General features: G+C 73.9%; 20 protein-coding genes and 1 pseudogene. 8 read left to right on the top strand and 13 right to left on the bottom strand.

What is annotated here, in order from left to right; all coding sequences use genetic code 11:
* Positions 1 to 25 precede the first annotated feature (25 nt).
* The gene (locus ACIBEA_RS06235; RefSeq protein WP_399258518.1) at positions 26 to 712 is read left to right on the top strand and encodes a uracil-DNA glycosylase; all 687 of its coding nucleotides are present in this window, start codon (positions 26 to 28) and stop codon (positions 710 to 712) included.
* 96 nt (positions 713 to 808) lie between these two features.
* On the top strand, positions 809 to 1,732 hold the full coding sequence (locus ACIBEA_RS06240) for a sirohydrochlorin chelatase (protein ID WP_399258520.1): 924 nt from the start codon (positions 809 to 811) through the stop codon (positions 1,730 to 1,732).
* Between the two features lie 284 nt (positions 1,733 to 2,016).
* Here the strand turns inward: ACIBEA_RS06240 and ACIBEA_RS06245 are convergent, their stop codons facing one another.
* From ACIBEA_RS06245 to ACIBEA_RS06255, 3 genes are all read right to left on the bottom strand, one after another.
* Positions 2,017 to 3,150, bottom strand: coding sequence for a lactonase family protein (locus ACIBEA_RS06245; protein ID WP_399258523.1), 1,134 nt, complete (start codon positions 3,148 to 3,150; stop codon positions 2,017 to 2,019).
* A 50-nt stretch (positions 3,151 to 3,200) separates the two neighbouring features.
* Entirely contained in the window at positions 3,201 to 4,337 is a 1,137-nt protein-coding gene (locus ACIBEA_RS06250) for a nitric oxide synthase oxygenase (RefSeq protein ID WP_399258525.1), read from the bottom strand.
* A gap of 196 nt (positions 4,338 to 4,533) precedes the next feature.
* Complete coding sequence (locus tag ACIBEA_RS06255) at positions 4,534 to 5,511, bottom strand: helix-turn-helix transcriptional regulator (protein WP_399258527.1); 978 nt, start codon at positions 5,509 to 5,511, stop codon at positions 4,534 to 4,536.
* A 50-nt stretch (positions 5,512 to 5,561) separates the two neighbouring features.
* Here ACIBEA_RS06255 and ACIBEA_RS06260 point away from each other — a divergent pair, with 50 nt between their 5' ends.
* Complete coding sequence (locus ACIBEA_RS06260; RefSeq protein WP_399258529.1) at positions 5,562 to 6,041, top strand: hypothetical protein; 480 nt, start codon at positions 5,562 to 5,564, stop codon at positions 6,039 to 6,041.
* A 54-nt stretch (positions 6,042 to 6,095) separates the two neighbouring features.
* On the opposite strand, the gene ACIBEA_RS06265 is transcribed toward ACIBEA_RS06260, so the two are convergent.
* Together ACIBEA_RS06265 and ACIBEA_RS06270 are read right to left on the bottom strand one after the other, a co-directional pair.
* Positions 6,096 to 7,595 carry an FUSC family protein gene (locus ACIBEA_RS06265; protein WP_399259048.1) on the bottom strand — a complete coding sequence of 500 codons (1,500 nt, stop codon included), beginning with the start codon at positions 7,593 to 7,595 and terminating at the stop codon, positions 6,096 to 6,098.
* A gap of 272 nt (positions 7,596 to 7,867) precedes the next feature.
* Positions 7,868 to 8,797: an NAD-dependent epimerase/dehydratase family protein gene (locus ACIBEA_RS06270; protein WP_399258531.1), complete on the bottom strand. Its 930-nt coding sequence runs from the start codon at positions 8,795 to 8,797 to the stop codon at positions 7,868 to 7,870.
* A 71-nt stretch (positions 8,798 to 8,868) separates the two neighbouring features.
* Between ACIBEA_RS06270 and ACIBEA_RS06275 the strand changes: the two genes are divergently transcribed.
* On the top strand, positions 8,869 to 9,861 hold the full coding sequence (locus ACIBEA_RS06275; RefSeq protein ID WP_399258533.1) for a LysR family transcriptional regulator: 993 nt from the start codon (positions 8,869 to 8,871) through the stop codon (positions 9,859 to 9,861).
* On the opposite strand, the gene ACIBEA_RS06280 is transcribed toward ACIBEA_RS06275, so the two are convergent.
* Entirely contained in the window at positions 9,851 to 13,129 is a 3,279-nt protein-coding gene (locus ACIBEA_RS06280; RefSeq protein ID WP_399258535.1) for a TIM-barrel domain-containing protein, read from the bottom strand. The two genes, ACIBEA_RS06275 and ACIBEA_RS06280, sit on opposite strands and share 11 nt — an antisense overlap.
* Positions 13,130 to 13,448: 319 nt before the next feature.
* On the opposite strand from ACIBEA_RS06280, the gene ACIBEA_RS06285 reads away from it, so the two are divergent.
* On the top strand, positions 13,449 to 14,606 hold the full coding sequence (locus ACIBEA_RS06285; protein WP_399258537.1) for an alpha/beta hydrolase: 1,158 nt from the start codon (positions 13,449 to 13,451) through the stop codon (positions 14,604 to 14,606).
* 60 nt (positions 14,607 to 14,666) lie between these two features.
* Here the strand turns inward: ACIBEA_RS06285 and ACIBEA_RS06290 are convergent, their stop codons facing one another.
* Entirely contained in the window at positions 14,667 to 15,482 is an 816-nt protein-coding gene (locus tag ACIBEA_RS06290; protein ID WP_399258539.1) for a glutamate ABC transporter substrate-binding protein, read from the bottom strand.
* Positions 15,483 to 15,654: 172 nt separating this feature from the next.
* Between ACIBEA_RS06290 and ACIBEA_RS06295 the strand changes: the two genes are divergently transcribed.
* Entirely contained in the window at positions 15,655 to 16,197 is a 543-nt protein-coding gene (locus ACIBEA_RS06295) for a TerD family protein (protein ID WP_399258541.1), read from the top strand.
* Positions 16,198 to 16,487: 290 nt separating this feature from the next.
* On the opposite strand, the gene ACIBEA_RS06300 is transcribed toward ACIBEA_RS06295, so the two are convergent.
* Entirely contained in the window at positions 16,488 to 17,105 is a 618-nt protein-coding gene (locus tag ACIBEA_RS06300; RefSeq protein WP_399258543.1) for a TetR/AcrR family transcriptional regulator, read from the bottom strand.
* A gap of 146 nt (positions 17,106 to 17,251) precedes the next feature.
* Between ACIBEA_RS06300 and ACIBEA_RS06305 the strand changes: the two are divergent.
* Positions 17,252 to 18,010: pseudogene (locus tag ACIBEA_RS06305) on the top strand (phosphatase PAP2 family protein); the annotation flags it as partial.
* On the opposite strand, the gene ACIBEA_RS06310 reads toward ACIBEA_RS06305, so the two are convergent.
* Entirely contained in the window at positions 17,975 to 18,643 is a 669-nt protein-coding gene (locus ACIBEA_RS06310) for a response regulator (RefSeq protein ID WP_399258545.1), read from the bottom strand. The pseudogene ACIBEA_RS06305 and the gene ACIBEA_RS06310 sit on opposite strands and share 36 nt — an antisense overlap.
* 86 nt (positions 18,644 to 18,729) lie before the next feature.
* Entirely contained in the window at positions 18,730 to 19,926 is a 1,197-nt protein-coding gene (locus ACIBEA_RS06315; protein ID WP_399258547.1) for a sensor histidine kinase, read from the bottom strand.
* A 343-nt stretch (positions 19,927 to 20,269) separates the two neighbouring features.
* Here ACIBEA_RS06315 and ACIBEA_RS06320 point away from each other — a divergent pair, with 343 nt between their 5' ends.
* A complete protein-coding gene (locus ACIBEA_RS06320; protein ID WP_399258549.1) occupies positions 20,270 to 20,896 on the top strand; it encodes an RNA polymerase sigma factor in 627 nt (208 codons plus the stop codon).
* Here the strand turns inward: ACIBEA_RS06320 and ACIBEA_RS06325 are convergent.
* Genes ACIBEA_RS06325 through ACIBEA_RS06335 form a run of 3 tightly spaced genes read right to left on the bottom strand, consistent with a single transcriptional unit; the run spans position 20,820 to position 24,948 of the window.
* A complete protein-coding gene (locus tag ACIBEA_RS06325) occupies positions 20,820 to 21,938 on the bottom strand; it encodes a MerR family transcriptional regulator (RefSeq protein WP_399258551.1) in 1,119 nt (372 codons plus the stop codon). The genes ACIBEA_RS06320 and ACIBEA_RS06325 overlap by 77 nt on opposite strands.
* A 14-nt stretch (positions 21,939 to 21,952) precedes the next feature.
* Positions 21,953 to 23,326: a cryptochrome/photolyase family protein gene (locus tag ACIBEA_RS06330; RefSeq protein WP_399258553.1), complete on the bottom strand. Its 1,374-nt coding sequence runs from the start codon at positions 23,324 to 23,326 to the stop codon at positions 21,953 to 21,955.
* A 14-nt stretch (positions 23,327 to 23,340) separates the two neighbouring features.
* The gene (locus ACIBEA_RS06335) at positions 23,341 to 24,948 is read right to left on the bottom strand and encodes an SDR family oxidoreductase (protein WP_399258555.1); all 1,608 of its coding nucleotides are present in this window, start codon (positions 24,946 to 24,948) and stop codon (positions 23,341 to 23,343) included.
* Between the last annotated feature and the right edge of the window lie 89 nt (positions 24,949 to 25,037).

A 25,037-nucleotide genomic window follows, 5' to 3' on the forward strand; every position in this document is an offset into this window, starting at 1 on the left:
CGCGCATCAACTAGAGTTGCGCAGCGTGGCAGCACGACCTTTGAACGAGATCGTCGAGCCGGGCTGGGCCCGCGCTCTGGAACCGGTGGCGGAGCAGATCGCCGCGATGGGCGACTTCCTGCGCGCCGAGATAGCGGCGGGCAGGACGTACCTACCGAGCGGTGCGAACGTCCTGCGCGCCTTCCAACAGCCCTTCGACGAGGTGAAGGTGCTCATCGTCGGGCAGGACCCGTACCCCACCCCGGGGCACGCGGTCGGGCTGTCCTTCTCGGTGGCCCCCGACGTGCGCCCGGTGCCCGGCAGCCTCGACAACATCTTCCGGGAACTGCACAGCGACCTCGGCGTGCCCCGGCCCGCCAACGGCGACCTGACCCCCTGGACCCGTCAGGGCGTCCTACTGCTCAACCGCGCCCTGACGACGGCTCCGCGCAAGCCCGCCGCCCATCGGGGCAAGGGCTGGGAAGCGGTGACGGAGCAGGCGATCCGGGCCCTGGTGGCCCGCGGCAAGCCGCTGGTTTCGGTGCTCTGGGGCCGGGATGCCCGGAATCTGCGCCCCCTGCTGGGGGAGCTGCCGGCCCTGGAGGCGGCGCATCCCTCCCCCATGTCGGCGGACCGCGGGTTTTTCGGGTCCAAGCCCTTCAGCAGGGCAAACGACCTGCTGGTCCACCAGGGGTCACAGCCCGTGGACTGGCGCTTGCCGTCCGTCAGTTGATCGTATCTGAACTTCACCGGATAAATACGGACAGATGCCGCTCGACCGGGCCCTGCCCGAACCCCCGGTCCGGGAAAGCCAGTAGCATGCGGCGCCATGAGCTCCCCCACTGGGCCCGCGAATGGCCTGCCCGTACGAATGCCGCGACCCCGCCAGACCGGACGGCACCGCCGGCCCGAGCCCGCGGTGGCGCCCGAGGGCGCGCCCGCGCTGGTGCTCGCCGTGCCCGGTGCGCCCTCGGCCGCCTCGCGGGGGTACGCGGAGGAGATCCTGAGCATCGGGCGCTCCGAGCTGCCCGGCCTGGACGCGCACATCGGTTTCCTCGACGGCGATGACACCCCGGGCGCCGAGTTCCCCGCCCTGTCGGGCGTCCTGACCGCGATCGGACACCATCGCGCGGCGCGCGCCGAGTTCGCCCGCGCGAGCGGCCAGGAGGTGCCCCCGCCCAGCGGCCCGGACGCCGTGGTGGTCCCGCTGCTGGTCGGCCCCGACGGCGACCTGCTGCGCCGGATCCGCCAGGCGATGATGGACTGCGCCGCCGCCGTCGAGCTGGCCGACGTGCTCGGTCCGCACCCGCTGCTGGCGGAGGCCGTGCACGTACGGCTCTCCGAGGCGGGCCTGGCCCGCGCCGACCGCGCCCGACTGTTCACCGTGACCACCGCCGCCGACGGCATCATCCTGGCCACCACCGGTGGTCCGGAGGCCGTCCAGGCCGCCGGGATCACCGGCATGCTGCTGGCCGCGCGCCTCGCGGTGCCGGTGATGGCCGCCGCCTTGGACCAGGAGGGTTCCGTGGCCGCCGTCGCCGACGAGCTGCGCCAGTCCTCCGGCGCCGTGCAGCTGGCGCTGGCCCCCTACCTGATCGGGCCGGAGGCGGCCGACGGTCTGGTCGACACCGCGTGCAAGGAGGCCGGCTGCGCCGCGGCCGACGCCCTCGGCGCCTACCCGGCGCTCGGCAAGCTCGCCGTCGCCCAGTACAGCCGCGCGGCGGGCATCGCCCTGGACGCCCCGGTGCACTGACCGTTCCCGCACGTACGAGGGCCCGCCCCCGGACCACCAGGTCCGGGGGCGGGCCCTCTCGCGGTTGCGGGAACCCGCCGCCTTCGAGGCGCCCCGGATGGCCCGCCCCGCCGCAGGCGGCCACACGGCCGTGCGGGCCAAATGTGCCTCCGGCGGGCCCTCAAACGCCGGGCGGCTGAAACGGGCCCACACTGCCGCTCCGGTCGGACTCGCCTCCGGCGGGCCCTCAAACGCCGGGCGGCTGAAACGGGCACGACACCCGCACGGCCGCTCCGGTCGGGCCCTCAGTCGAAGACGACGCAGGTGGCGGCCGGTACCGGGACGGACCCGGCGCGCCGCGGCAGGCCGGTCAGCGGGTCCACGTCGAACCAGGTGACGTCCCCGGAGTGCTCGTTGGCGGCGTACAGCCGCCGAGCGGCCGGGTCGAGGGCCAGGTCGCGCGGCCACCGACCACCGCAGGACACGCTGCCCGTGAGCTGCGGGTGCGCGCCGTCGCCGGGGAGGGCGACGGCGGCGATCACGTCGATGCCGCGGACGGCCGCCCAGAGGAACCGGCCGTCGGGCGAGACGACGACGGCCGAGGGATAGGCCCGTGCGGCCCCTGAGCCGCCCTCTGGGGCGACCGGAACCTCCGCGACCGGTTCCACTGTCCCGGCGGTCGCGTCCCACCGGCAGACGGTCAGCAGCGGCCGCAACTCGTTCAGTACGTAGAGCAGCGCTCCGCCGGGGTGGAAGGCGAGGTGCCGGGGACCGTGACCCGGCGTCAGCGCGGCTTCGGAGTGCACCCGCAGGGCGCCCGTGGCCGGGTCGAGGGCGCACACGCGGACCGAGTCGGTGCCGAGGTCCACGCTGAGCACCCAGCGCCCGCTCGGATCCGGCAGCACCTGGTGGGCGTGCGGCTCCCGCTGCCGGTCGACGTCGGGACCGGAGCCGTGGTGGCGCAACACCGAAGCCGGGCCGGACGGGCGCCCGTCGGCGGCGCGGGCGAGCGTACTCACGCTGCCCGAGGTGTAGTTCGCGGTGACCAGGTGGTCCCCGGCGAGGCTGAGGTGCGTGGGGCCGGAGGCGTCCACGACGACCGGGGAGCCCAGGGGCACGAGCCCGGCGGCGGTCGGCCGGAAGGCTCCGACGGCGCCGCGCTTGGTCTCGCTGACCGCGTAGAGCGTCGCGGCGCCCGCGCCGAGCACGAGGTACGAGGGGTCGTCGAGGGCGTCGGTGGTGGCGATCGGGGTCAGGGCGCCGCTCACCGGATCGACGGTCGCCGTGGTGATGCCGCGACCGCCCGTCGAGGTGAACGAGCCGACGTACGCGCGCCGCCCGCGCGCGGGCCCGGGCTCCGCGGGCCCGGCCGCCGTCCCGCCCGCGCCGCCGTGCCCGCCCGCATCCGCCCGCTCGCCGCCCCGGTCCGCACTTCCCACGGTCTTCCCCTCTCCGTCGGTTCGTCCGGGGCCGACGGTAACAGAGGGGTCTAGACCAAATCTCGCCCTTGGGCGCGTTCCCTCGCGCCGGCGTGCTGGACGTACGCCGGGCTCTGCTTGCGGTCCTCGTAGGTGCGGTGGAAGACCGGGGTCGCCGAGCCGGACATCGGGGGCACGATCCAGGACCAGTCCGCTCCCACCTCGCGCCCCTTGCGCTCCTCCCGGTCGATGTGGGAGAGGAAGCGGCGGGACTCGGTGTGGTGGTCGGCGATGGTGACGCCGGCGCGGTCGAAGGAGTCGAGCACGGCCCGGTTCAGCTCGACCATCGCCCGGTCCTTCCACAGCGAGCGGTCGCTGGAGGTGTCCAGGCGCATCCTGCGCGCCACCTCGGGCAGCAGGTTGTAGCGGTCCTCGTCCCCGAGGTTGCGGGAGCCGATCTCGGTCCCCATGTACCAGCCGTTGAAGGGGGCGGCCGGGTAGTGGATGCCGCCGATCTCCAGGCACATGTTGGAGATCGCCGGAACCGCGTGCCAGCGCAGCCCCCAGTCCGCCCAGTGGTCGCCCTCAGGGTGCTCGATGGGCACCTCCAGCACCGCGTCCTCGGGGAGTTCGAACCAGCGGGGCTTGTCGTCACAGCCCTGCACGACGAGGGGCAGTAGGTCGAACGCGCCGCCGCGGGCGCCGGTCCAGCCCAGCCGGCACAGGGTCCGGGTCAGGGACGCGTTGCGCGGGTCACCCACCGGGATCGAGTCCTCGTCGCCGTATCCGGCGTAGCGGATCAGCTGCTCGCTCCAGATCAGCGGCCCGGGGCGGTGCGGGGCGTCCGGGGCGAAGACGGTGATGGTGGGGCGCACCCGCCCGCCGTTGGTCGCGTCCCGCAGGTGCTCGAAGCACTCCTCGGCTATCTCGTCCGCCCCGGTGAGCTCCCTGCGGTCGCGCACGCGCAGCGAGTTCCAGTACAGCCGACCTATGCACCGGTTACTGTTGCGCCAGGCGACCCGGGCCCCGTGGACGACCTCGTCGTGGGTGTGCCGGTAGGTTCCGGTCTCCGCCAACTCCGCCCGTACGGCTTCGAGCCGAATGGCCGGATCGCCCGCCTCCGGATTCTCCCGGTGGAACAGCCCGATGAACTCCTGCGCCTCTTCCCACACCTGATGGGCCGTCGGCGTCTGATGCAGAATTTCCATTTCGTGCGGTTACCCCCTGTCCGGGCAGATCCACCCTGTACATGTCAGATGAATGTGCGATGCGCCATCACTCTTTGTACGGGCCGCAGGTCAGCCGCGTAAGACAGCTGACCCCGGAACACCCGTTCGAGTGAAATGTGCTCGAATGGCTGCGACAGTCGGGGCGTCGGCATAGGATCCGCGGCACGACGAAGGCTCAACCAGCGGTATTCGGCCACGCACCGTAGCGCCGGGCCAGCTCCGCGAGGGTGGTCGCGATCCTCGCCCGCAGCTCCGGCGGGGCGAGCACTTCGACCTCCGCGCCCAGGGCCAGGAACGTGCCGTGCGCGTGGTCGACGGACTCGATGGGCAGCACCGCGCGCGTCCAGCCGCCCTCCTCGGGCGTTCCGGTTTCGGCCAGGGCCGCGGCCGCGGCTCCTTCCAGGGCCGCCGCGCCGCGCGCCGAGATCCGTACGACCGCCTCCCCGCGGTGCAGCCGCGCGTGGAACCCGGCCTGCGCCTCGGCCCAGTGCGCGGCCAGGTCGAAGTCCGCCGGGGGCGCGAACCCCTCCGACGTCACCGAGAGCTCCAGGATCTGGTCCACCCGATAGGTCCGCGCCCCGGGTCCCGGACCGGCGACGAGGTACCAGCGCCCGGCCTTGAGGACCAGACCGTAGGGCTCCAGCCTCCGGTCCACGTCGGTCGGGGCCTTCCACCGGCGGTAGCGGACCTCGATCAACCGGCTGCGCCACACCGCGTCGGCGACCTGCGGGAGGAACGGCACCCCGGTGTCCCGGGCGTACCAGCCGGGGGCGTCGAGGTGGAACCGGGAGCGCATCCGATCGGCCTGGGCGCGCAGCTCGGGCGGGAGCGCCGCGCGCAGCTTCAGCTGGGCGGCGGCGAGCGAGGAGCCCAGACCCAGTTCGGCGGCGGGCCCCGGGACGCCGGTGAGGAAGAGGGCCTCCGCCTCGTCCGCGTTCAGCCCCGTGAGCCGGGTGCGATAACCCTCCAGCAGCTGGTAGCCGCCGTCGTGTCCCGCATCGGCGCGCAGCGGGACCCCGGCGGCCAGCAGGGCGTCGATGTCGCGGTAGACGGTCCGGACGGAGACCTCCAGCTCCTCGGCGAGGCGGGCGGCGGTCAACCGTCCGCGGGTCTGGAGCAGCAGCAGGATCGACAGCAGGCGGCTCGATTTCACGGCGTCTTCACTGACACAAGATGTCAGTGGAGTCGACCTACGGTCCAGCCATGACCTTCACCGAGAAGCTGTTGACCGCGCCCGCGCCGATCGAAGTGGGCGGCCGCCGGATCAAGCGCTACCACGTCACCTCCGACCCCGCCGGGATCGAGCCCGGGGTGGAGCGGGCGGCCTACGCGCTCCTGCCCGAGCTGCTGCCGGCGCCGGACGGGACGCCGCCCGCGTCCTTCGTCGTGCTCCACCGGGGCGGGGACACCGGCGCCTACCTCAACGTCTACAGCTGGGCCTGGGACAACGCGCTGCACTTCGTCGGCGCGGCGGCGGGCCAGCCGGTGCTCGGTTGCCCGGACACCGATCCGACGCGCTTCGTCCGCATCGGGCCCGGGCTGATCGGCTGCGTCTGGGAACTGGCGCCCCTGCTGCACGAGCGCGACGCCTGGGTGCGCCACCTGCTCGCCCCCGACCGCCCCGACCTCGACGGCTACCTCGCCGACTCGCTCGCCGCGGGCACGACGGGAGACCGCGCGTGAACGACGTCGACTTCCGCAGCGGCGCCCGGGACGTCGCCCGCCGGGCGATGGCCTTCAGCCGGCGCTGACCAGCGGGGAGGGCCGGTCCGAGCGCAGCGGGTGGGCCAGTTCGGCGAGCGCCCGCTCCAGCCCGTGCAGGTGGGCGAGCGCGGGCTCGGCCAGCGGCGGGGGCGTCGCGGCGGCGGGCTCCCGGTCCTGGCCGAGGTCGGTGATGGGCGCGGTCAGCGCCTCCACGGCGGCCTCCACCCGCCAGCAGGCGGCGGCGAGCCGGGCGTCGTGGGAGGCGGAGGGGTCGGCCGCGACGGCGGCGAGGCCGCGCACCTCGCGGGCGCAGTCGTCCAGCAGGGCGATGACCCGGCGGGCGCGGGCCCGGCGTTCCCGGAAGGGGCTCAGCGGATGGACGAGGGGCGCGAGCGCCATCCGTACGCGCGCCAGCAGCAGCTCCAGCTCCGCGGCGTGCGGGGCCGGGTCGGCGGTCGGCGAGCCGGCGAGGCGGGCCGCGGCGGCCGCGGTGGCGGCGTGCACGCAGCGCAGGGCGCGCTGGATCCAGGCGTCGTTGGTGGCGTGGGTGGTGACGGGCAGGACGAGGACCACGGCGAGCGCGGCGCACACCGCCCCGACCCCGGTCTCCACCAGGCGCAGCACCAGCAGGGCCGGGTTCAGCACGCCGAGGAGGCCGTAGAGCAGCCCGGCCATCACGGTGACGGCGAGCATCATCCAGCTGTAGGACACGGGGGCGGTGTAGAAGATGCCGAAGACGCACACGGCGACCAGCGCGGCGGTCGGCGCGGGGGCGCCGTGCAGCGGGATCGCGATCAGCAGGCCGACGACGATGCCGATGACCGTACCGAGCACCCGGCGGAAGCCGCGGACCAGCGTCTCGCCCCGCGAGGCGGTGTTGACGAAGATCCACCACGTGGTGCCGACGGCCCAGTACCAGCGGTCCTCGGAGAAGAACTGGCCGAGGGACAGGGCGACCGCGCAGGCGGCCGTTGCCTGGAGCGCCTGGCGGGTGGTGGGCCGGGCGAAGCCGCGCCCGGGCAGTCCCGGGGGTACGGCGGCGGGCGGGTTGCGCCGCTCGATGGGCCACAGCAGGAACCGCACCGCGCCCGCGGCCAGCAGGGCGAGCGCCACGGCGGCGTAGAGCTCGGGCAGCTGGGCGGGGACGGCGTGCAGGAACTGGGTGACGAAGAAGCTCATGAAGGCGAAGATGCCGAGGGCGTGGCCGCGCGGGCCCCAGCGGCGGGCATAGACCCCGCAGAAGACGACGGCGAGGAACGCCGCGTCGCGGGCGAGCGGGACGCCGTGCAGGCACGTGGCCAGGGCCAGCACCGGGAACCCGGCCACCGGCAGCAGGGCCGTGGTCGCCCGCTGGGCGCGCACGCTGGCGTCGGTCACGGTGAACAGGGCGAGCAGTGCGGTCAGGCCTCCGGTGATGGAGGCGGTGAGCGAGAAGCCGCACAGCTCGGCGGCGGTGACGGCGAGGCCGATCCCGACCACGGCGCGCAGCGAGTTGCGCAGTCTCAGACGCCCCGGATCCGGAGCCACGAACATCCTCTTCACGGCGGTGTGCCGCCCCCCTTGCGATGGTGCGCTCGCCGGTCGCGCGACGGCCCGGGGTGGTGGGCGTGGGCGGACACGGCGAAGGCACCGTGGTCCGGAGCGGCCTCGTCGCCGTCCGGCGCTGCACGGCGCCGTAAGTACATGGATACGGCACAGATAACCACCCGGAGGCCCAACGGCTCAACTCGCCCTCCGATGACTGGGCCATTGGCCCGGTCCAGGGGGCTGCGTGGCGGCCGACAGCGGACCGTCGGACCACTTCTTCAGGCAGCCTGCGCACGGGCCTGTGCCGCGGCCCCCGGCAGCCAGTCGGCGACCCGGGAGAAGGCGAAGCCGAGGCGGGCGGCCCGTCCGTTGTCCATCGCGTAGGAACGGTCGAAGGAGAACGGGGAGGCGGCGCCGTCGTGCACCGTGCGGTAGCGGGGGCGCGGGCCGCCCCCGGCGGCGATCAGCTCGGCCAGTCCGGTCACGTCGAGCGCGCCGTGGGAGGCGGCGTTGACGGGTCCGGTGAAGGTGCCGGCAGCCGCCCAGTGCAGGAAGCGGGCGATCTCCTCGTGGTGCACGAAGGAGGTCCGGCGGGGGTCGGGGTGGACGTCGAGGGGGCGACCCGCGGCGATCCGCTCGACGTAGTGGGCGAGCCGCCCGGTGAAGTCAGCGGCGCCGCCGCCGAGCACGTGGGCGGTCCGGACGGACACGGCGTCGAACTCCGGGTCGGTCAGGAGGACCGCTTCGGCCCGGCGCTTGCCCTCGGCGTAGGCGGTCGCGGGGTCCGGCGCGCCGCCGCCGCGCGCCGGGGGCAGGGCGGCGAGGTCGAGGCGGTCCTCGGTGAGCGCTGCGCCCGTGCCCGTGCCGGCGTTCGCGACGGGCGGGACGGCGAAGGTGGCGGGGTCGTACACCTCCATGGTGGAGGTCATCACGTATCGCCCGGTGCGCCCCGCGAAGACCCGGCGGGCGAGGGCGGCCTGCCGCGGGGTGTAGCAGATCTGGTCGATCACCACGTCGAAGGTGCGCTCGCCCAGGGCCTCGCGCAGCTGCCGCTCGTCGTCGCGGTCGGCGACGAGACGGGTGGTGCCGGGCAGCGGCTCGGCGGAGCCGCGGTTGATGACGGTGACCGCGTGGCCGGCGTCCCGCTCCAGGGCGACCAGGTGCTTGCCGAAGTACCGGCTTCCGCCGATGACGCATATGTTTCGCATGCCCTCGACTCTGCCGCCGGCCGGTCCCCAGTGGAACCGACCACTTGCTCAACCCGTATGAAGGAAAACTGATGATCGATGTGCAGCGGCTGCGCGTGCTGCGGGCCGTCGCCGAGCACGGCAGCTTCAACAAGGCCGCCGGGGCGCTGCTGCTCACCCCGTCGGCGGTCTCGCAGCACATCGCGGTGCTGGAGCGGACGCTCGGTCACCCGGTCGCGGTGCGCAGCACCCGCGGGGTCACCCTCACCGAGCCCGGCCGGCTGCTGGTCGAAGCGGCGGAGTCGATCTCCGACGAGCTCGATCGGGTGCGGCGGCGGATCGACCGGCTGGGCGCGGCGCGCCCCCGGCTGACCCTGGCGACCTTCACCAGCGGTGGCCGCCACATGCTGCCCGGCGCGCTGGCGCGCTTCGTGGCCGCGCTCCCCGAGGTCGAGCTGACCGTCCTGGAGGCCGAGCCGGAGGAGGCGGTGACGATGGTCCGCCGGGGCGCGGCCGATCTGGCCCTGACCTACCACTTCGACGGTCCGCAGCCCTCGGGGCCCGGGAGTCGGCCCGCGCTGGACTGGACGCCGCTGATGGACGATCCGCTGTCGGTGGTGCTGCCGCGCGGTCACCGGCTCGCGGCACGGACCTCGCTGGAGCTCGGCGAGCTGGCGGCCGAGCGGTGGGTGCTGGGCTGCCTGAAGACGGAGGCGTACCTGCGGCGGTACGCGGCGCAGGCCGGTTTCGAGCTGCGCGTCGCCGCCTCCACGACCGACTACTTCTTCGCGCAGTCGCTGGTCACGGCGGGTGTGGGCGTCTCGCTCGTGCCCCGGGTCTCGCTGGCCCCGGGGCCGGGAGCGGTGGCGGTCGAGGTCGAACCGCCGCGGCCGGCCCGGTACCTCGGGGTGATCGCGGTGCGCCGGCGCGCGCCGCAGCCCTACGTCGAGGCGCTGACCGCCGAGCTGGTCGCCGAGGCCCGCGCGGACAGGGGTGCGCGGACGGCTACCGGCGCGGACAGGGGTGCGGCCGGGGCGGAGGATCCCGCCCCGGCCGCCGCGGCCCCGGTGTCCGTCAGGGGGTGAAGGTCCAGCGCTGCGCCGCGGCGCCCGTGCAGGCGGCCAGCCCGAGCGTGGTCCCGTTGGCCGTGCCGGAGCCGGTCGGGACCAGGCACCGACCGGCGGTGCGCAGGCTGCCGTCCGGCCCCTGCTGCCAACTCTGCGCGGCCGGGACCGGGGCGGGGGCGCAGGCCCGTACGGACACGGCGCCGGAGGCCCCGGCCGTCGAGTCGAGGCAGACCCCGCCGAGCCCGGTGAGCCGGCCGTCGCCCGTCAGGCTCCAGTGCTGGTTGGGCCCGCCGTGGCAGGTGTACAGCGTGGGTTCGGTGCCCGGCGTCGTGGCGCTGTGCGGCAGGTCCGCGCAGCTGCCCGAGGCGCCGTTGACCAAGGTGGCGTCGGTGGGCAGCGGCGCGGGCCGCCCGGTGAGGGTGATCTCGGCCGCGCTGGTCCAGGGCCCGCGGCCGCCCGCTTCGGTGAGCGCCTTCAGCCGCAGGTAGCGGCCGGTCTTCGCGGCCAGCGGTACGGTCTTGGCCGCCGCGGTGTCGGCGAGCGTCCCGGTGGCCACCGGGGAACCCCAGTCGGTGGTGCTGTCGGAGACGTACACCTCGTAGCCGCCGATCCGGCCGTTGCTCCCGCCGTCCTGGCGGGGCAGGTAGCCGAGGCCGTCCACCGCGTAGCGGGCGCCGAGGTCGATGCGGATCTCGTGCGGCAGCGCCGCCGGGGTGCCGGCGGACCAGGCGGTGTGCCAGAGGGTGGCCGGGTTGCCGTCGAAGGCGTTGGCGGCGGCGCCGTTCTCGCCGCTCGTCTCCTGGCTGTCCGCGGAGATCAGGGACCAGCCGGCCTGCGGGACGGGGGTGGCGGAGGTCGGGATCGGCTGGGCCGCGGGGACCGTCGTACCGGTGGCGGAGACGGTGAAGGCCGCGGACTTCGTCCCGGTCCTGACCCACAGCACGCCCGCCCGGTCGGCCGGGTCGAAGAACCATCCGGTCGTGGCGGCGTCGTAGGCGCTCTTGGAGTCGAGGCGGGTGAGGGCGGCGCCGTCCGCGGTGACGGTGGCGGGGGCCGAGGCCACGTGGAGGGTGAACTCGTAGCCGCGGGAGGCGGGCTTGCCCGCGTAGCTGCCGGTGGGGGCGCCGACGGAGACCGTGACGGTGCCGGAGCCGGTGGTCGGCGCGCTGACGTCGACCCGCTGGTGGGCGAAGGCGCCGTTCTGGTGGGCGCGGGTGAGGCCGTCGTCCTCGTAGAGGGAGAAGGCGGAGTTGCCGCGCGGGGTGATGTCGTAGGTGAGGGTGGAGACCGGCTTCTCGCCGGCGTAGTTCATCTGGGGCCACATCGGCACGATGGCTCCGCCCTTGACGAACAGGGGCAGGGTGTCGAGGGGGGCCGCATAGCCGTTCAGCCAGCCCGGTCCGGCGTAGGTCTTGCCCGTCCAGTAGTCGGTCCAGGTCCCGGCGGGGAGGTAGATCCCGTCTCGGACGGCGGTGTCGGAGACGACCGGGGCGACGAGGAAGGAGTCCCCGGCCATGAACTGGCCGCTGGTGAGGTTGCCGCGGGCCACCGGGTCGTCGGGGTAGTCCAGGACCATGGCGCGGGTGCTGGGCACGCCGGTGTCGTGGGCGACGGAGCTCATCGTGTAGAGGTACGGCATCAGTCGCATCTTGAGCTGGAGGTACTTGCGGTTGATGGACAGGTAGGGCTCGGCGAACCGCCAGGGCTGCTTGTCCTGGTAGCCGGCGCTCGGGCCGGTCGCGCCCCACCCGGACATGGTCATGAAGGCCGGGGTGAAGGCCTTCCACTGGAGGTCGCGGGCGTAGGTCTTGGGGCTGCCGCCGAAGATGCCGTCGATGTCCCCCGAGGCGTAGTTCAGGCCGGACAGGCCGGCGCCCGCGATGGCGGGGACGTGCCAGCGCATGTCGTCCCAGGTGCCGTTGGTGTCCCCGGTCCAGACGACGGCGTTGCGCTGGGTGCCCGCCCAGCCGTCGACGGTCCACACGTAGCGGCGGGCGTCGGAGTTCTTCTCGATGCCGTCGACGGCCTGCTGGACCCCGGTGAAGGCGGTCTTGTAGCCGCCGCCGATCCAGGCGACGTCCGTCTTGACCCCCCGGCTGCCCGCCACGGACACCTCGTCCTTGATGGAGCCGAGGCCGGTGGAGGTCCACAGTCCGGTCTGGAAGCCCTTGGCCTTCAGGGCGTCGACGGTGGACTTGAGGGGCGCGGTGTAGCCGCAGCCGTAGCCGTCGTTGGGCAGGAACCAGCCGGAGGGCATGTCGGCGGCGCGGGCGTCGCTGGCGTAGCCGACGACGTCCGGGGTGGTCTGGTGGCGCAGCCGGTCGTGGTCACCTTGGTATGCGGGGTTGGAGGCGTTGAAACAGTCGGCGTTGCCGAGCTCGAAGCCCCACAGGGGGGCCATGAAGGGTTTGCCGCTGACATCGGTGTAGGCGTCGAGCACGGACTTGAGGGAATCGCCGGTGAAGTACCAGGCGTCGAAGCGCTTCTCGTTGTGGGTCAGCGCGCTGGGGGCGTTGAAGGCGTACGAGCCCGGGGCCCAGGTGTTGCGCATGACGCCGTAGTTGTTGGTCGACATGTAGAAGGGCGCGGGGCTGGCGTTGTCGTTCTCCCGCCACTTGTTGTCCACGGCCACCGGCACGGTCTTGCCGCGCAGCGCCCACTCCCCCAGTCGCAGTCCGGTTCCGTAGAACTGCTCGTCGGCGCCGCGGGCCAGGTACTGGGTGGTCTGACCGGCGGTCCAGCTGGTCGGCTGGGACTCCTGCCAGACGAGGGTCGTGTTGTCGGCCCGGTAGACGGAGAACTGCAGCGGCGACTTGTTCACCCGGATCGAGACGGAGCCGGCGGTGGAGCCCGTGGTGATCCTGTAATAGCTGCCGGCGTCGGTGTATCCGGCGTTCACCGGGCCGAAGTCGGTGGTGGGGGCCAGGTCGGAGCCCGCGGGATCGTTGGTGAAGGCGCCGTCCGGGGAGAGCCAGAGCCGGAACACGTCGGCCCGCGCGACCACCACGCGGACCTTGGCGCCGCTGGTGGAGGTCACGGTGAAGGTGTTCGCGGACTGGCTCACTCCGGTGGCGTTGCCGGCCGTGGACGCGGCCGCGGCGGAGTCGGCGGGCGCGGCTTCGGCCGAGGAGGCCGCCGGTCCCGCGGCGGCCAGACCCACCACGGCGAGGGCGCCGGCCAGCAGCGCGGCGAGGTGGGCGCGGCGCCGGGGCGGGGTCCCGCGGGGGCGCCGGGAGCGCCGGAACAGGGGTGGGAGCGGTGGCAGGAGGTGGGGGGTGAGTCTCATGGGGCAGCTCCTCGTGCGGTCCGGGAAACGGACACAGCTCTTTGGCATGCACCGGGCAACATAGCGCGCCCACAGGTTCACGTGAAGGAAGATGCTCGAAGTGACGCATTATCGCGCAGCTTCGAGCACGCACTGCTGGCCGAACACGGCTCACCGTTCGCGCGGTTCATACCCGTTGGTGGCGAACCGCGGTATTCGACCCGGCCTCTCCTACCGTGACGCCAGACCGTGACGACCGGACCGGTCGGCACACGGACGAGCGACACGAACAAGACGAACAAGACGGCCAAGACGGCGACGAGGCAACAGGAGTGGCCCCATGGAACACCGCACACCACCCGCCCCGGAACCGGCCCCGGCTGCGGAACCGCCGCCGCGCAGGACGCTCCGGCGCCGCTGGATCGGCGCCGTGGCCGCGGTCCTGCTGGCGGGCGGCGCGGTCGGATGCGCGCTGGCGTACGACGACGTGTTCTCGGACACCGGCGACATCGTCCGCTTCGACCAGGACCAGGAACAGGACCAAGGCCAGGACCAAGGCCGGGGCCAGGGCCGGACACCGGTCCGGGCCGGCAATCCGGCGGTCGCCCCCGCCGATCCGCTGACCCTGATGCCGACCGGACCCCGGCCGGAGCTGCGGATCGCCGCCACCGTCCCCGAGGACGGCACCAAGGTCATGGTCACGACCTTGGAGGGGAAGAAGTCCGGGTTCACCGGAAAGGTCTGGTTGTGGGTGCCCCCGCAGTACAAGGAACCCCGTTACGCACACAGCGGGTTCCCCGTGATGATCGCCCTGCCGGGCGGCCCCGGGTACCCGAACAACTACTGGATGGACCCGCACCTCAAGCTGGAGTCCAGCATCTCCAAGTGGTCACAGGAGGGCAGCAGCCTGCCCTTCATCCTGGCCATGCCCGTCCTGAACCCGCAGACCGACAGGGACGGCCTCTACTGGGACGGGAGCGACATCCCCGGCCAGCCCAAGATGGGCACCTGGCTGACCGAGGACGTGCCGGACCTGGTCCGCGCCACCTTCCGCACCATCGCTTCGCGCGACGGGTGGGCCTTCATGGGCAGTTCCTCGGGCGGTTTCGCGGGGCTCAAGGCGGTGCTGCAGAAGCCGGACCGGTTCAAGGCCGTGATCGCCGGAGGGCCCGACATCGTTCCCGACTCCCGACTGTGGAACGGGCACCCGCGGGAGAAGGCGGAGAACAGCCCTCCGGAGCTCGCACAGAAGCTGCTGGACCGCCAGGGCCCGGAGGTCTACCTGGGCTTCCAGGTCGGCACCAAGGGCAGCGACATCCGCAACCGGCCGCCCATCGAGAAGTTCATCGAGCAGTACGGGGTCGGCCCGATCAAGACGAAGTTCCGGGTCGACGAGGGCGGCGGGCACGACGCCTACAGCTACGTCCCCGGCATGTACGACGGCGGCCTGATCCAGTGGATCAGCCAGCACATGCGGGGACCGGTCCCGACCGCCTAGGCGTATTGACTCGGAGGGGTCTCGTCCCGTCACCGGGGCGGCCGGGACGAGGCTGTCGGGTCAGCTGCCTTCGGTGATCGCCGGGGCGGGCTCGTTCTTGTAGTTGGCCGCCCCGAAGTTGCTCTTGACGAACTTCTCCCAGGACCCGTCCTGCTCCATCTTGCGCAGCGCGGCATTGATCTTCTTCTGGAGCTCCTTGTCGCCCTTCTTGATCCCGATGCCGTAGTTCTCCTTGCTCAGGTTCAATCCGGCCAGCTTGAACTTGCCCTGGTTCCCCTCCTGCGCGGCGTAGCCGGCGAGGATGGTGTTGTCCGTGGTCAGCGCGTCGAGCTGGCTGTCCTGAAGGGCGATGAGGCACTCGGAGTAGCCGGGCAGCTCCAGCAGCTCCGCCTTGGGGGCGAGGTTGCTCTTGATGTTCTCGGCGGAGGTGGAGCCGGTCACCGAGCAGAGCTTCTTGTGGTTGAGGTCCTCGGCCTTGGTGATGTCGGCCTGGGAGGAGCGGACCAGCAGGTCCTGGTGGGCCAGGAAGTACGGTCCGGCGAAGTCGACCTTGGCCTTGCGCTTGTCGTTGATCGAATAGCTCGCCGCGACGAACTTGACCTCGTTGAACTGGATCAGCAGTTCCCGGTCGGCGCTGAAGACCTGCTTGAACTCGATCTCGCTGGGCTTGTAGCCCAGTTCCTTCGCCACGTAGCGGGCGACGTCCACATCGAACCCGGAGAACGTGCCGTCCGCCGCCCGGTACCCGAGGCCGGGTTGATCGAACTTGATCCCGATCGGGATCGTGTGTTTGGCGTCGTCGTTCCCGCCGCACCCGGAGGTGGTCAGGGCTAGGGCGATCGTTGCGGCGACCGCACCGGCCTGGGAAACCTTCATGCTGGACTCTCTCCGATGGTAACGGCTTGCTTGGAGAAGCTAGAAAGCCCATGAGCGCAGCGTCACTACATCTGAGCGAAACTTGAGGATAACGATCCGGTCGGGCGCGAAGATCCCCGTGACAGCATGACGGGGTACGGGGGCAACGCACATGACCTGGAGGGGGAGTTCGGTGAGTGGAGTACGCAAGAGTCTGGCCCGGGTGGAGGTGGCGCTGAAATGGGACCCCAGCGCGTCCGGTGAGCCCGCGAACGACCTCGACATCATCGCGGCGGTGTACGCGGAGGGTGACCTGCGGGGCACGCCCGAGTACGTCGTCCATTTCGACCATCGGGCCCCCGACGGCACCGTCACCCTGAACCGGGACAGCCGCACGGGCCAGGGGTTCGGCTTCGACGAGGTGATGACCCTCGAACTCGACCGGATGTCGGAGCGGCTGCGCCGCGTGGTCGTGGGCGTGGTCATCCAGGGCGACGACGGCTCGAAGACCTTCGGCGACATCGGCGGCCTGGCCCTGCGGATCCGCGAGGGGTACGTCGACCTCGTCACCGAGGGTCCGGTCGCGGGCGTGACCGGCGCCACGGCGGCCACGGTCGCGGTGTTCACGCGGGACGCCGGGGGCGCGTGGTCCCTGGACGCGGCCGTGCACGGCTCGACGGCCGGTCCGGACGAGTACCTCCGGACCATGGGCGACACCCCCGGGGCCGGCGGCTGAAACGAACGCGGACCGGGTGGCGGCCGCTCCTGTGGGAGCGTCCGCCACCCGGTCCGCGGGGGTGGGGGGGCCCCGGCCCCCCCCCGCCCGGGGGGCGGGCCGGCCGGGGGGGGGGGGGCGCCCGCCGCCCCCCCCGGGGGGGGGGGCCCGCCCCCCCCGCGCCGGGGGGGGGGGGCCGCCCGGGGGCGCCCCCCCCCCCCCGCCCCCGCGGGGGTGCGCTGCCACCGTCCCCACGAGGCAGCGCGGGCAGGCGGGCCGTCCGGTCATCGGAGACGGCCGCCCGCCGGTCTTCAGGGGCCCGGAGCCAGGCCCAGTGCGGGGAGCAGTGCGGCGTCGACGAAGCGGACCAGGTAGTCGGCGTCGGCGTAGCGGCCCTCCAGGACGGGGCGGATCCGCAGGACGCCCATCAACTGTGCCGGGAGGAACTCCACGGCGGGGTGCCCCGCGGCGATCTCGCCGCGGGCGACGCCGCGGGCCACCATCACGTCGAAGGCGGCGAGTTCGGGTTCGACCAGCGCCTCGCGCAGGGCCCCCTGGAGCTCCTCGTCATTCATGACGGCATGGCCGAGGGCCTGGGTGAGGCGGGTGTCACTGCCCGAGGTGCCGGCCGCGATGCGGGCGACCGCGCGGAGATCCCCGGCGAGGGTTCCGGTGTCCACCGCGGCGAGGCTGCGGTCGCTCCGGGCCGAGCGCAGGGCCGCGGCGACCAGGCGTGGCTTGGTCCTCCACTGTCGGTAGAGCGTGGACTTGCCACAATTGGCGCGGGCCGCGACGCCCTCCATGGTCAGGGCCTCGTAGCCGTGCTCGCGGAGCTGTTCGAGGACCGCGTCGAAGAACTCCTGCTCCCGCTCCGGGGTGATCTTGGAGCGGCGCACGGCGGCCGTCGGCAACGGCGACGACGACGTCATCAGCGGCTCTCCTTCGGCGGACGGCGGGTGCGGGTGGCGGGTGCGGTGCCCTTCGATACGGCAGCGTACCGGAACGCAGGCGTATCGGTACACTCTCGTATCGATACATTGTCGTATCGATAGTCGCAGAGGAAAGAGACCGGGGCATGACCCAGCGCACCACGGCCGTCGGGCGGCCCCGCGCGATACCCGAGCTGTTGCTCGTCGCGGTCCTCTTCGCCGTGTACAAGGGCGGCCGGATGCTGACGTCGGGCCACACCGACGACGCCTTCCGCAACGCGGGCCGCGTCTGGGACGCCGAGCGCGCCCTGGGACTGCCGGGCGAGGGCCGGGTCCAGGACCTGCTCCTGCACAGCGACGGCGTCGTCCACCTCGCGAACACCTACTACGCGGCCGTCCACTTCCCGGCCACCGCGGCCTTCTTGATCTGGCTTTACCTGCGCCGGCCCGGCCACTACCTGTGGGCCCGCCGCGTGCTCGCGGCGCTCACCGCCGTCGGGCTGGTCGTGCACCTCGGCTTCCCGCTGGCCCCGCCGCGGCTGCTCGACTCGGCGCACCTGATCGACACCGGCCAGGTCTACGGGCCGACGGTCTACGGCGCTGCGCCCGCCCAGGACACCATGGCCAACCAGTTCGCGGCGATGCCCTCGCTGCACTTCGGCTGGGCGCTGATGCTGGCGATCGGCATGATCGCGGTCACCCGCGGGCGGTGGCGGTACCTGTGGCTGCTGCACCCGCTGTTGACCCTGACCGTGATAGTCGGCACGGCCAACCACTACTGGCTGGACGCCGCCGTGGCGACCGCGCTGCTCGGCATCGCCCTGCTGGTGATCCCCCGGCCCGTGACGCGGCGGGTGCCGGAGCGCGGTTCAGGTGCTCCGGGCGACGAGGCCGTGCTCGTGGGCGAGGACGACCGCCTGCGCGCGGCTGGACAGCGCGAGCTTGCTCATGCAGTGGTGCACGTGGGTCTTGACGGTGGCCGGGCTCAGGACCAGCCGGCGCGCGATGTCGGCGTTGGACAGTCCGGCCCCGACCAGGCCGAGCACTTCCCGCTCCCGCGGCGTGAGCACGTCCAGCCCGGCCCACGGGGTGCGGAGCACCGGGGCGCAGCTCTCGATCAGACCGGTCAGCGCGCCGGGGCTGAAGAGCATCTCGCCGGCGTGGACGGTCTCGATGGCGGCGAGCAGCCGCTCCGGCGGGGTGTCCTTGACCAGGAACCCACCCGCACCGGCGCGTAGCGCCCGGTAGACGTACTCGTCGGTGCCGAAGGTGGTCAGCACGAGCACCCGCGGGCCCGGACCGGCGGCCGGGTCCGCGGCGGCGGCCGCCAGGATGCGCTCGGTGGTGGCGATCCCGTCGGCGCCCGGCATCCGGATGTCCATGAGGACGACGTCGGGGCGGGTCTCGGCCGCGAGGCGCACCGCCTCCTCGCCGTCCGCCGCCTCGCCGACGGGCTCGAAGCCGGGTGCGGCCCGGAGCAGCGCGGTCAGCCCCGACCGGATCAAGAACTGATCGTCGACGACGAGTACAGACGGCATCCGCGCTCCCCCCGCTTCCCGTGCTTCCCGTGCTTCCCGTGCTGATCGATGGGTCCGGACGAGCCCGTTCCGTCGCCCGGCGCTCCTCACCCAGCGGCGACCGGACGGGGCACCGGGACGGTCAGGCTGACCTCGAACCCGCCTTCCGGGACGGACCGGGTCTCCACCGTGCCGTGGTAGATCGTCGCCCGCTCGCGCATGCCGATCAAGCCCTGGCCGGAGGACGGGGACCGGGTGGCCGAAACCCGCTGGGCCGCGCCCTCGTCCCTGACCAGGACCGACACGGAGTCCCTCGCGTAGTGGACGTGGACGGTGGTGCGGGCGGCCGGGGCGTGCTTCATGACGTTGGTCAGCGCCTCCTGGACCACGCGGTACGCGCAGAGGTCGATCCCGGGCGGGAGCGCGTACGCGCTCCCGGTGACCCGTACCCGCACCGGGACCCCGGCCGCCGAGACGCGCGCCGCGAGCTCACCGAGCCGCCCCAGCCCCGGCACCTCGGGCGCCGGTTCGGCCGCCGCGCCCGGAGCGGCCGGAACCCGGTCGGCCGCGCGCAGGACCACGAGCATCCGGCGCATCTCGCCCAGTGCCTCGCGGGCACTGGCCGCGATGACGTCGAGGGCGGAGCGCGCCGTCGAGGGGTCGGTGGTGACCACGTACCCCGCCACACCGGTCTGGACGGCGATCACCGAGACGTGGTGCGCGATCACGTCGTGCAGTTCGCGGGCGATCTGGACGCGTTCCTCCATCACGGCCCGGCGCGCCTTCTCCTCCTGCTCCCGGCGCAGCCGCAGGGTCAGGTCGCGCAGGCGCCGGGCCCCGTCGCCCGCCTTCCAGCCGACGATCGTGGCGGCCGCGACGAAGCCGGCGCTGAGTGCGCCGATCCCCGGTTCGGCCAGCCGCGAGCCCCACAGCTCGACGAGGAGCACCAGGACGGCGCAGCTGGCCGAAACCCGCCGCTCCCGGCGCGCGGCCACCGTGTACAGGGGGAGCAACAGGCAGCCGACGGCGGGTACGTGGTAGTAGCCGCGGGTGAAGTAGCAGGCCGTCCACAGCGCCGTACTGACGAGCACGGCCGCCGGGAAGCGGCGCCGCAGCACCTGCGGCAGGAGGATCGCGCCCAGCAGCAGGTAGGCGAGGACGTCGCTGTCGCGCCAGTAGCCGTGGGGATCGGGCCAGTTGCCGAGCATGGTCGCGGAGATCCAGAGCCCCCCGAGCGCGTAGGCGACGTCCCCCGCGATCGGCAGCGCCGCCCGGATCCGGACGACCGACGGATGTGCCGACACCGGCGCCGACGACCTCCAGCGCGAAGAACCTCGCACGTCACCCCCCTCAGGACCACTCATGGTTGTACAGGGTCTACACCCAGGGGGGTAGGCGCATTTCAACCCGCGGATGGGCGAGCACGACCCCTCGGCGCACGTACGTTCTCTGCAACGACACGTCGACCACGACCGCACCGGTTCCGCGGGCGCCCCGCCCGCAGCGGACCCTGCCCCCGGGGACGCCGTGCGGCCGTGCCCGTTCGGGGGTGGGCACGGTCGTACGGAGGGGGCGGCGCCCCCGGAGGAATCCGATGCAGAAACGATGCGAGTTGAAGGGGCCGGTGGTGCTCACGAGGCTGGGGCCATGGACCTCAAGGACCACCCGGACCTCGGACGAGCCCACCGCACCGGCGCCGACCGCACGGGCGACAACGCCGAGGACGCCCGGCTCGCGGCGCTCTTCCTCGCCGGCGACGAGGACGGCATGACGGCCGTCTACCTCCGCTGGCGGCCGCTCGTGCACTCCCTCGCCCGCCGCTGGCTGGGGGACGACCGCGAGGCCGAGGACGTGACCCAGCAGGTGTTCCTCGCCGCCTGGCGCGGCCGCGGCGGCTATCGGCCCGCCAGCGGCGACCTGGGCGGCTGGCTGGTCGGCATCACCCGCCACAAGGTGGCGGACGCACTGGCCGCGCGCACCCGGCGGGCCCGGGCGGTGGCCGCCGCCGGGACCCTGTGCGCGGGCGCACCGACGTCCGCGGGCGCGGCGGGGCCGGAGCAGGCCCTGGACCGGGTGTTCGTCCTGGGCGAGCTGGCCCGGCTGCCGTCCGCCCAGCAGCGGATCCTGCGGATGGCGTACTACGGGGACCTGACCCAGACCCAGATCGCGGCCCGCACCGGTATGCCGCTGGGGACGGTCAAGAGTCACATGCGGCGCGCGCTGCGGTGCCTGCGGAGCGCCCTGCAGGCGCAGCCGCTGCCAGCGCCTCGATGACATCGACGGCCGAGCGCAGCGCGTGGAGCCGGTCCGCGCCCGGTAGCGGCGGGCCGCCCGCGCCCCAGCCCGGGCCCGCGAGCAGCAGCCACGGGTGGGCGCGCGCGCCGCGCAGACCCCATTCGACGGCCGAGACCGACCGCACCAGCGAGCGGTCCGCCGTCGTGCGGACCTGGGACCAGAGCACGACGGCGCAGGGCCCGATCCGGCGAACCGCTTCGAGCAGCGCGTCGGCGGGCAGGGCGGGGCCGAACATCCGCACCGGCAGGCCCCGTTCGCCGAGCGCCGCGCAGAGCGCCTCCATCGGCAGGCTGTGCAACTCCCCCGGCGCGCAGGCGAGGAGCACCGGAGCCCGACCCGGGCCCTCGGCGGCGGGCCGCACCCGGCCCAGCGCACCGGAGACGTGCCAGGACAGCAGGTGCTCCACCTCCACGTAACGCTCCCCCGAGGAGGCCCACTTGCGGCCGACCGCGTGCAGGGTGGGGGCGATGATCTCCTCCCAGGCGGTGACGGGCCCGTGCACGGCCAGGGCCGCCTCCAGCAGCTCCGCCACCGCGGGCGCGTCCAGTCGTACGGCGGCCCTTGCGAGCCCCCGGCACTCGGGGCGGACCTCCCCCAGCGGCAGCGCGTTGCGACCGCCCGGCGCCTTGGCACCGGGCCGCGCGGGCGGCGCGGAAGGCGCGGGTGGCGGCGGGGCGGCGGCCGGGGCGACCTCCGGAGCCGCTCCGGCGGGACCGGCGAGGGCGGCGCGGGCGGCTTCGGCGGGCGGCACCCCCTGGGAGGTCAGGTGGCACATCAGTTCCAGGCGGGCGATGTCGTCCGGGGTCCAGCGGCGGTGCCTGCCGTCCTCCCGGCGGGCGGGGCCGATGGAGTATCGCCGTTCCCAGGAGCGCAGGGTGGTGGGCGAGACGCCCAGGCGCCGGGCGACGGCGCCGGTGCTCAGCGGCCACGGCACGGGCGGCGGCTCCGGGGTGGGGTGCGCACGGTCCACTCCCGTCACGATACGACCATCCGCCCCGCGGTCCGTCACGCTGTGCTTCATCGCCCCGCGGTCCGTCACGATGCGGCGCGGGCCTGCTTGAAGCGGCCCAGCGCGTCGGCGAGGTCCACCACCGGGTCCGGATAGTCGTACCGGGCGCGCTCCAGCCCGGTCAGCCGCCAGGGCTCGAAGACCTCGGGTGCGGGCAGGCCCGCCAGTTCCGGCACCCAGCGGTGGACGTAGTGGCCGTGCGGGTCGTAGCGCCGGGCCTGTCGGACGGGGTTGAGGACCCGGTTGGGCCGGGTGTCGGTGCCGGTCCCGGCCACCCACTGCCAGTTGAGCTGGTTGTTCGCGAGGTCCCCGTCGACGAGCAGGTCCAGGAAGTGCCGGGCGCCGGTCCGCCAGTCGACGTAGAGCGTCTTGGCGAGGAAGCTCGCGGCGAGCAGCCGGCCCCGGTTGTGCATCCAGCCCTCGTGCCGCAGCTGGCGCATGGCCGCGTCGACGACCGGGTAGCCGGTGCGGCCCTCCTTCCAGGCCTCGACCTCCTCGGCGGCCGCCGCGTCGGTGCGCCAGCGGTCGTACCGGACCCGGTAGTCCGCGTGCGCGACGGCCGGGCGGGCGGCGAGCACCTGGTGGTGGAAGTCCCGCCAGCACAGCTGCCGCACGAGCGCCTCCGCGCCGGGGCCGCCCGCCGCCCGCGCCCGGTGGACGCACTCCGCGGGCGAGAGGGTGCCGAAGTGCAGGTGGGGGGAGAGCCGGGAGGTGGCGTCGCCCGCCATGTCGTCGTGCACGTCCTCGTAGCGCGCCACGCCGTCGCGCAGCCAGGCGGCGAACCTGGACCGGGCCTCGTCCTCGCCGCCGCGGGCCAGGCCGGGCGAGGTGCCGCGCACCGCGGACCGTTCGGGCAGCGGCTCCGAGCCCACCCCCTCGGGCACCCGGATCGCGCGCGGGGCGCGCGCGAGGGGCTGCGGGGGCTGATCGGACCAGCGGCGGAAGTAGGGGGTGAAGACCGCGAAGTGGTCCGAGCCCGCCGGCGTCACGGCGCCGGGGGCGAGCGCCGTCACCACCGCGTCGTGCACGTAGAGCCGCCGCCCCTCGCCCTCGAGCGCGGCGCGCAGCCGCTCCTCCCGGCCGTGGGCGTAGGCGCTGACCCCGGCCGCCATGTGGACCTCGTCCGCATCGGCCTCGCGGACCACCGCGCACACCTGGTCGACCACGTCCCCGGAGCGCACGACGAGGCGACCGCCGCGCTCGCGCAGTCCGGCGTCGAGGGCGACCAGGCAGTCGGCGAGGAAGGCGAGCCGGTTGGGGGCGGTGAATCCGGTCGCCTCGATGCCCCGGTCCCGGACGAACAGCGGCACCACCTCGGCGGAGGAGGAGAGCGCGGCCCGCATCGGCGGATGGTCGTGCAGGCGCAGGTCGGAGGTGTAGAGGACGACCGCGACGTTCATGGACGGGCTCCGCGTCAGGATGGGGGGCGACTGTCGTGCGGTACTTCGGCCCCGCCGGTCCCTTCGGATGCGTCCGGGGGGACCGGGGCCGCGGGGCGGGCGGGGAGCGAGGCCGCCGCGCGGGCGATGTTGCGGGCCATGCCGCCGAAGACCACCGCGTGGAAGGGGGACACGCTCCACCAGTAGAGGTGCCCGAGGAGCCCGCGCGGGTGGAACAGGGCGCGCTGGCGGAACCGGGCACCGGGGTGCCCGCCCGCCGCGCCCGGGCCCCGGCCGTCCTCCTCGACGTACAGCTCCAGCCAGGCGAGCCCCGGCAGCCGCATCTCGGCGCGCAGCCGCAGCAGTCGCCCCGGTTCGATCTCCTCGACCCGCCAGAAGTCGAGGGAGTCCCCCACCCGCAGCCGGGCCGCGTCGCGCCGGCCGCGCCGGATCCCGGCCCCGCCGACGAGCCGGTCGAGCCAGCCCCGTACCGCCCAGGCCAGCGGGAAGGAGTACCAGCCGTTCTCCCCGCCGATCCCCTCCACCACCCGCCACAGCGCCTGCGGCGAGGCGTCCACCTCCCGCTCCCGGCAGTCGGTGTAGAGGCTGCCGCCGGCCCAGTCCGGGTCGGTGGGCAGCGGGTCGCTGGGGGCGCCGGGGAGGGAGGCCGAGGACCAGCGGGTGCTGACGTCCGCCTCGCGCACCCGGCGCAGGGCCAGTGTCAGGGCCAGGTCGAAGCCGATCGGGGTGCCGGGCGGATCGGGGACGTAGCGCGCGATGTCGTGCTCGTCGCAGACCACCTCGTGGCGCAGGGACTCGGCCAGCGGCCGGGCCAGCGCCCGTGGCACGGGCGTGACCAGGCCGATCCAGTGGCTGGACAGGCGCGGGGTGAGCATCGGGACGCGCAGGATCAGCCGGTGCGGCAGACCCGCGACGACGGCGTAGCGCCGCATCATCTGCTCGTAGGTGACCACGTCCGGCCCGCCGATGTCGAAGGCGCGGCTGACGTCGGCGGGCATGGTGGCGGAGCCGACGAGGTAGCGCAGCACGTCGCGCACCGCGATCGGCTGGATCCGGGTGCCGACCCAACTCGGGGTGACCATCACCGGGAGCCGCTCGGTGAGGTAGCGCAGCATCTCGAAGGACGCCGAACCGGAGCCGATGATGACCGCGGCGCGCAGCACGGTGGTCGGCACGCCCGAGCCGAGGAGGACGTCGCCGACCTCGGCCCGTGAGCGCAGGTGCGGGGACAGCTCGCGCGGCGGGACCCCGGCCGGGGTCAGGCCGCCGAGGTAGACGATCCGCCGGACCCCGGCCGCGCGGGCCCGGGCGGCGAAGATCCGGGCGGCGGAGCGGTCCCGCTCCTCGAAACCGGGGCCGGTGCCCAGCGCGTGCACGAGGTAGTAGGCGACGTCGATCCCCCGCAGGGCGGCGGCCACCGAGTCCGCGTCGGTGACGTCCCCGCGCACCACCTCGGCGCGGCCGGCCCAGGGATGGTCGCGCAGCCGTTCGGGCGAGCGGGCCATGCAGCGGACCCGGTGCCCCGCGTCCAGGAGCTGGGGCACCAGACGGCCGCCGATGTATCCGGTGGCGCCGGTGACCAGGCAGGACAGCCCGCCGGTGGTGGTCGCGTGGTCGACCATCGCTCTCTCCCTTCGGGACTGCCGATCCGCTGTCGACCGGACCTTCTCATGGTGCTTCGCGGCGGGCGGGGAGGACGGATGCGGCGCGG

Origin of the sequence: Streptomyces sp. NPDC051555 (genome assembly GCF_044454405.1) — a bacterium.
Taxonomy (GTDB): Bacteria; Actinomycetota; Actinomycetes; order Streptomycetales; family Streptomycetaceae; genus Streptomyces.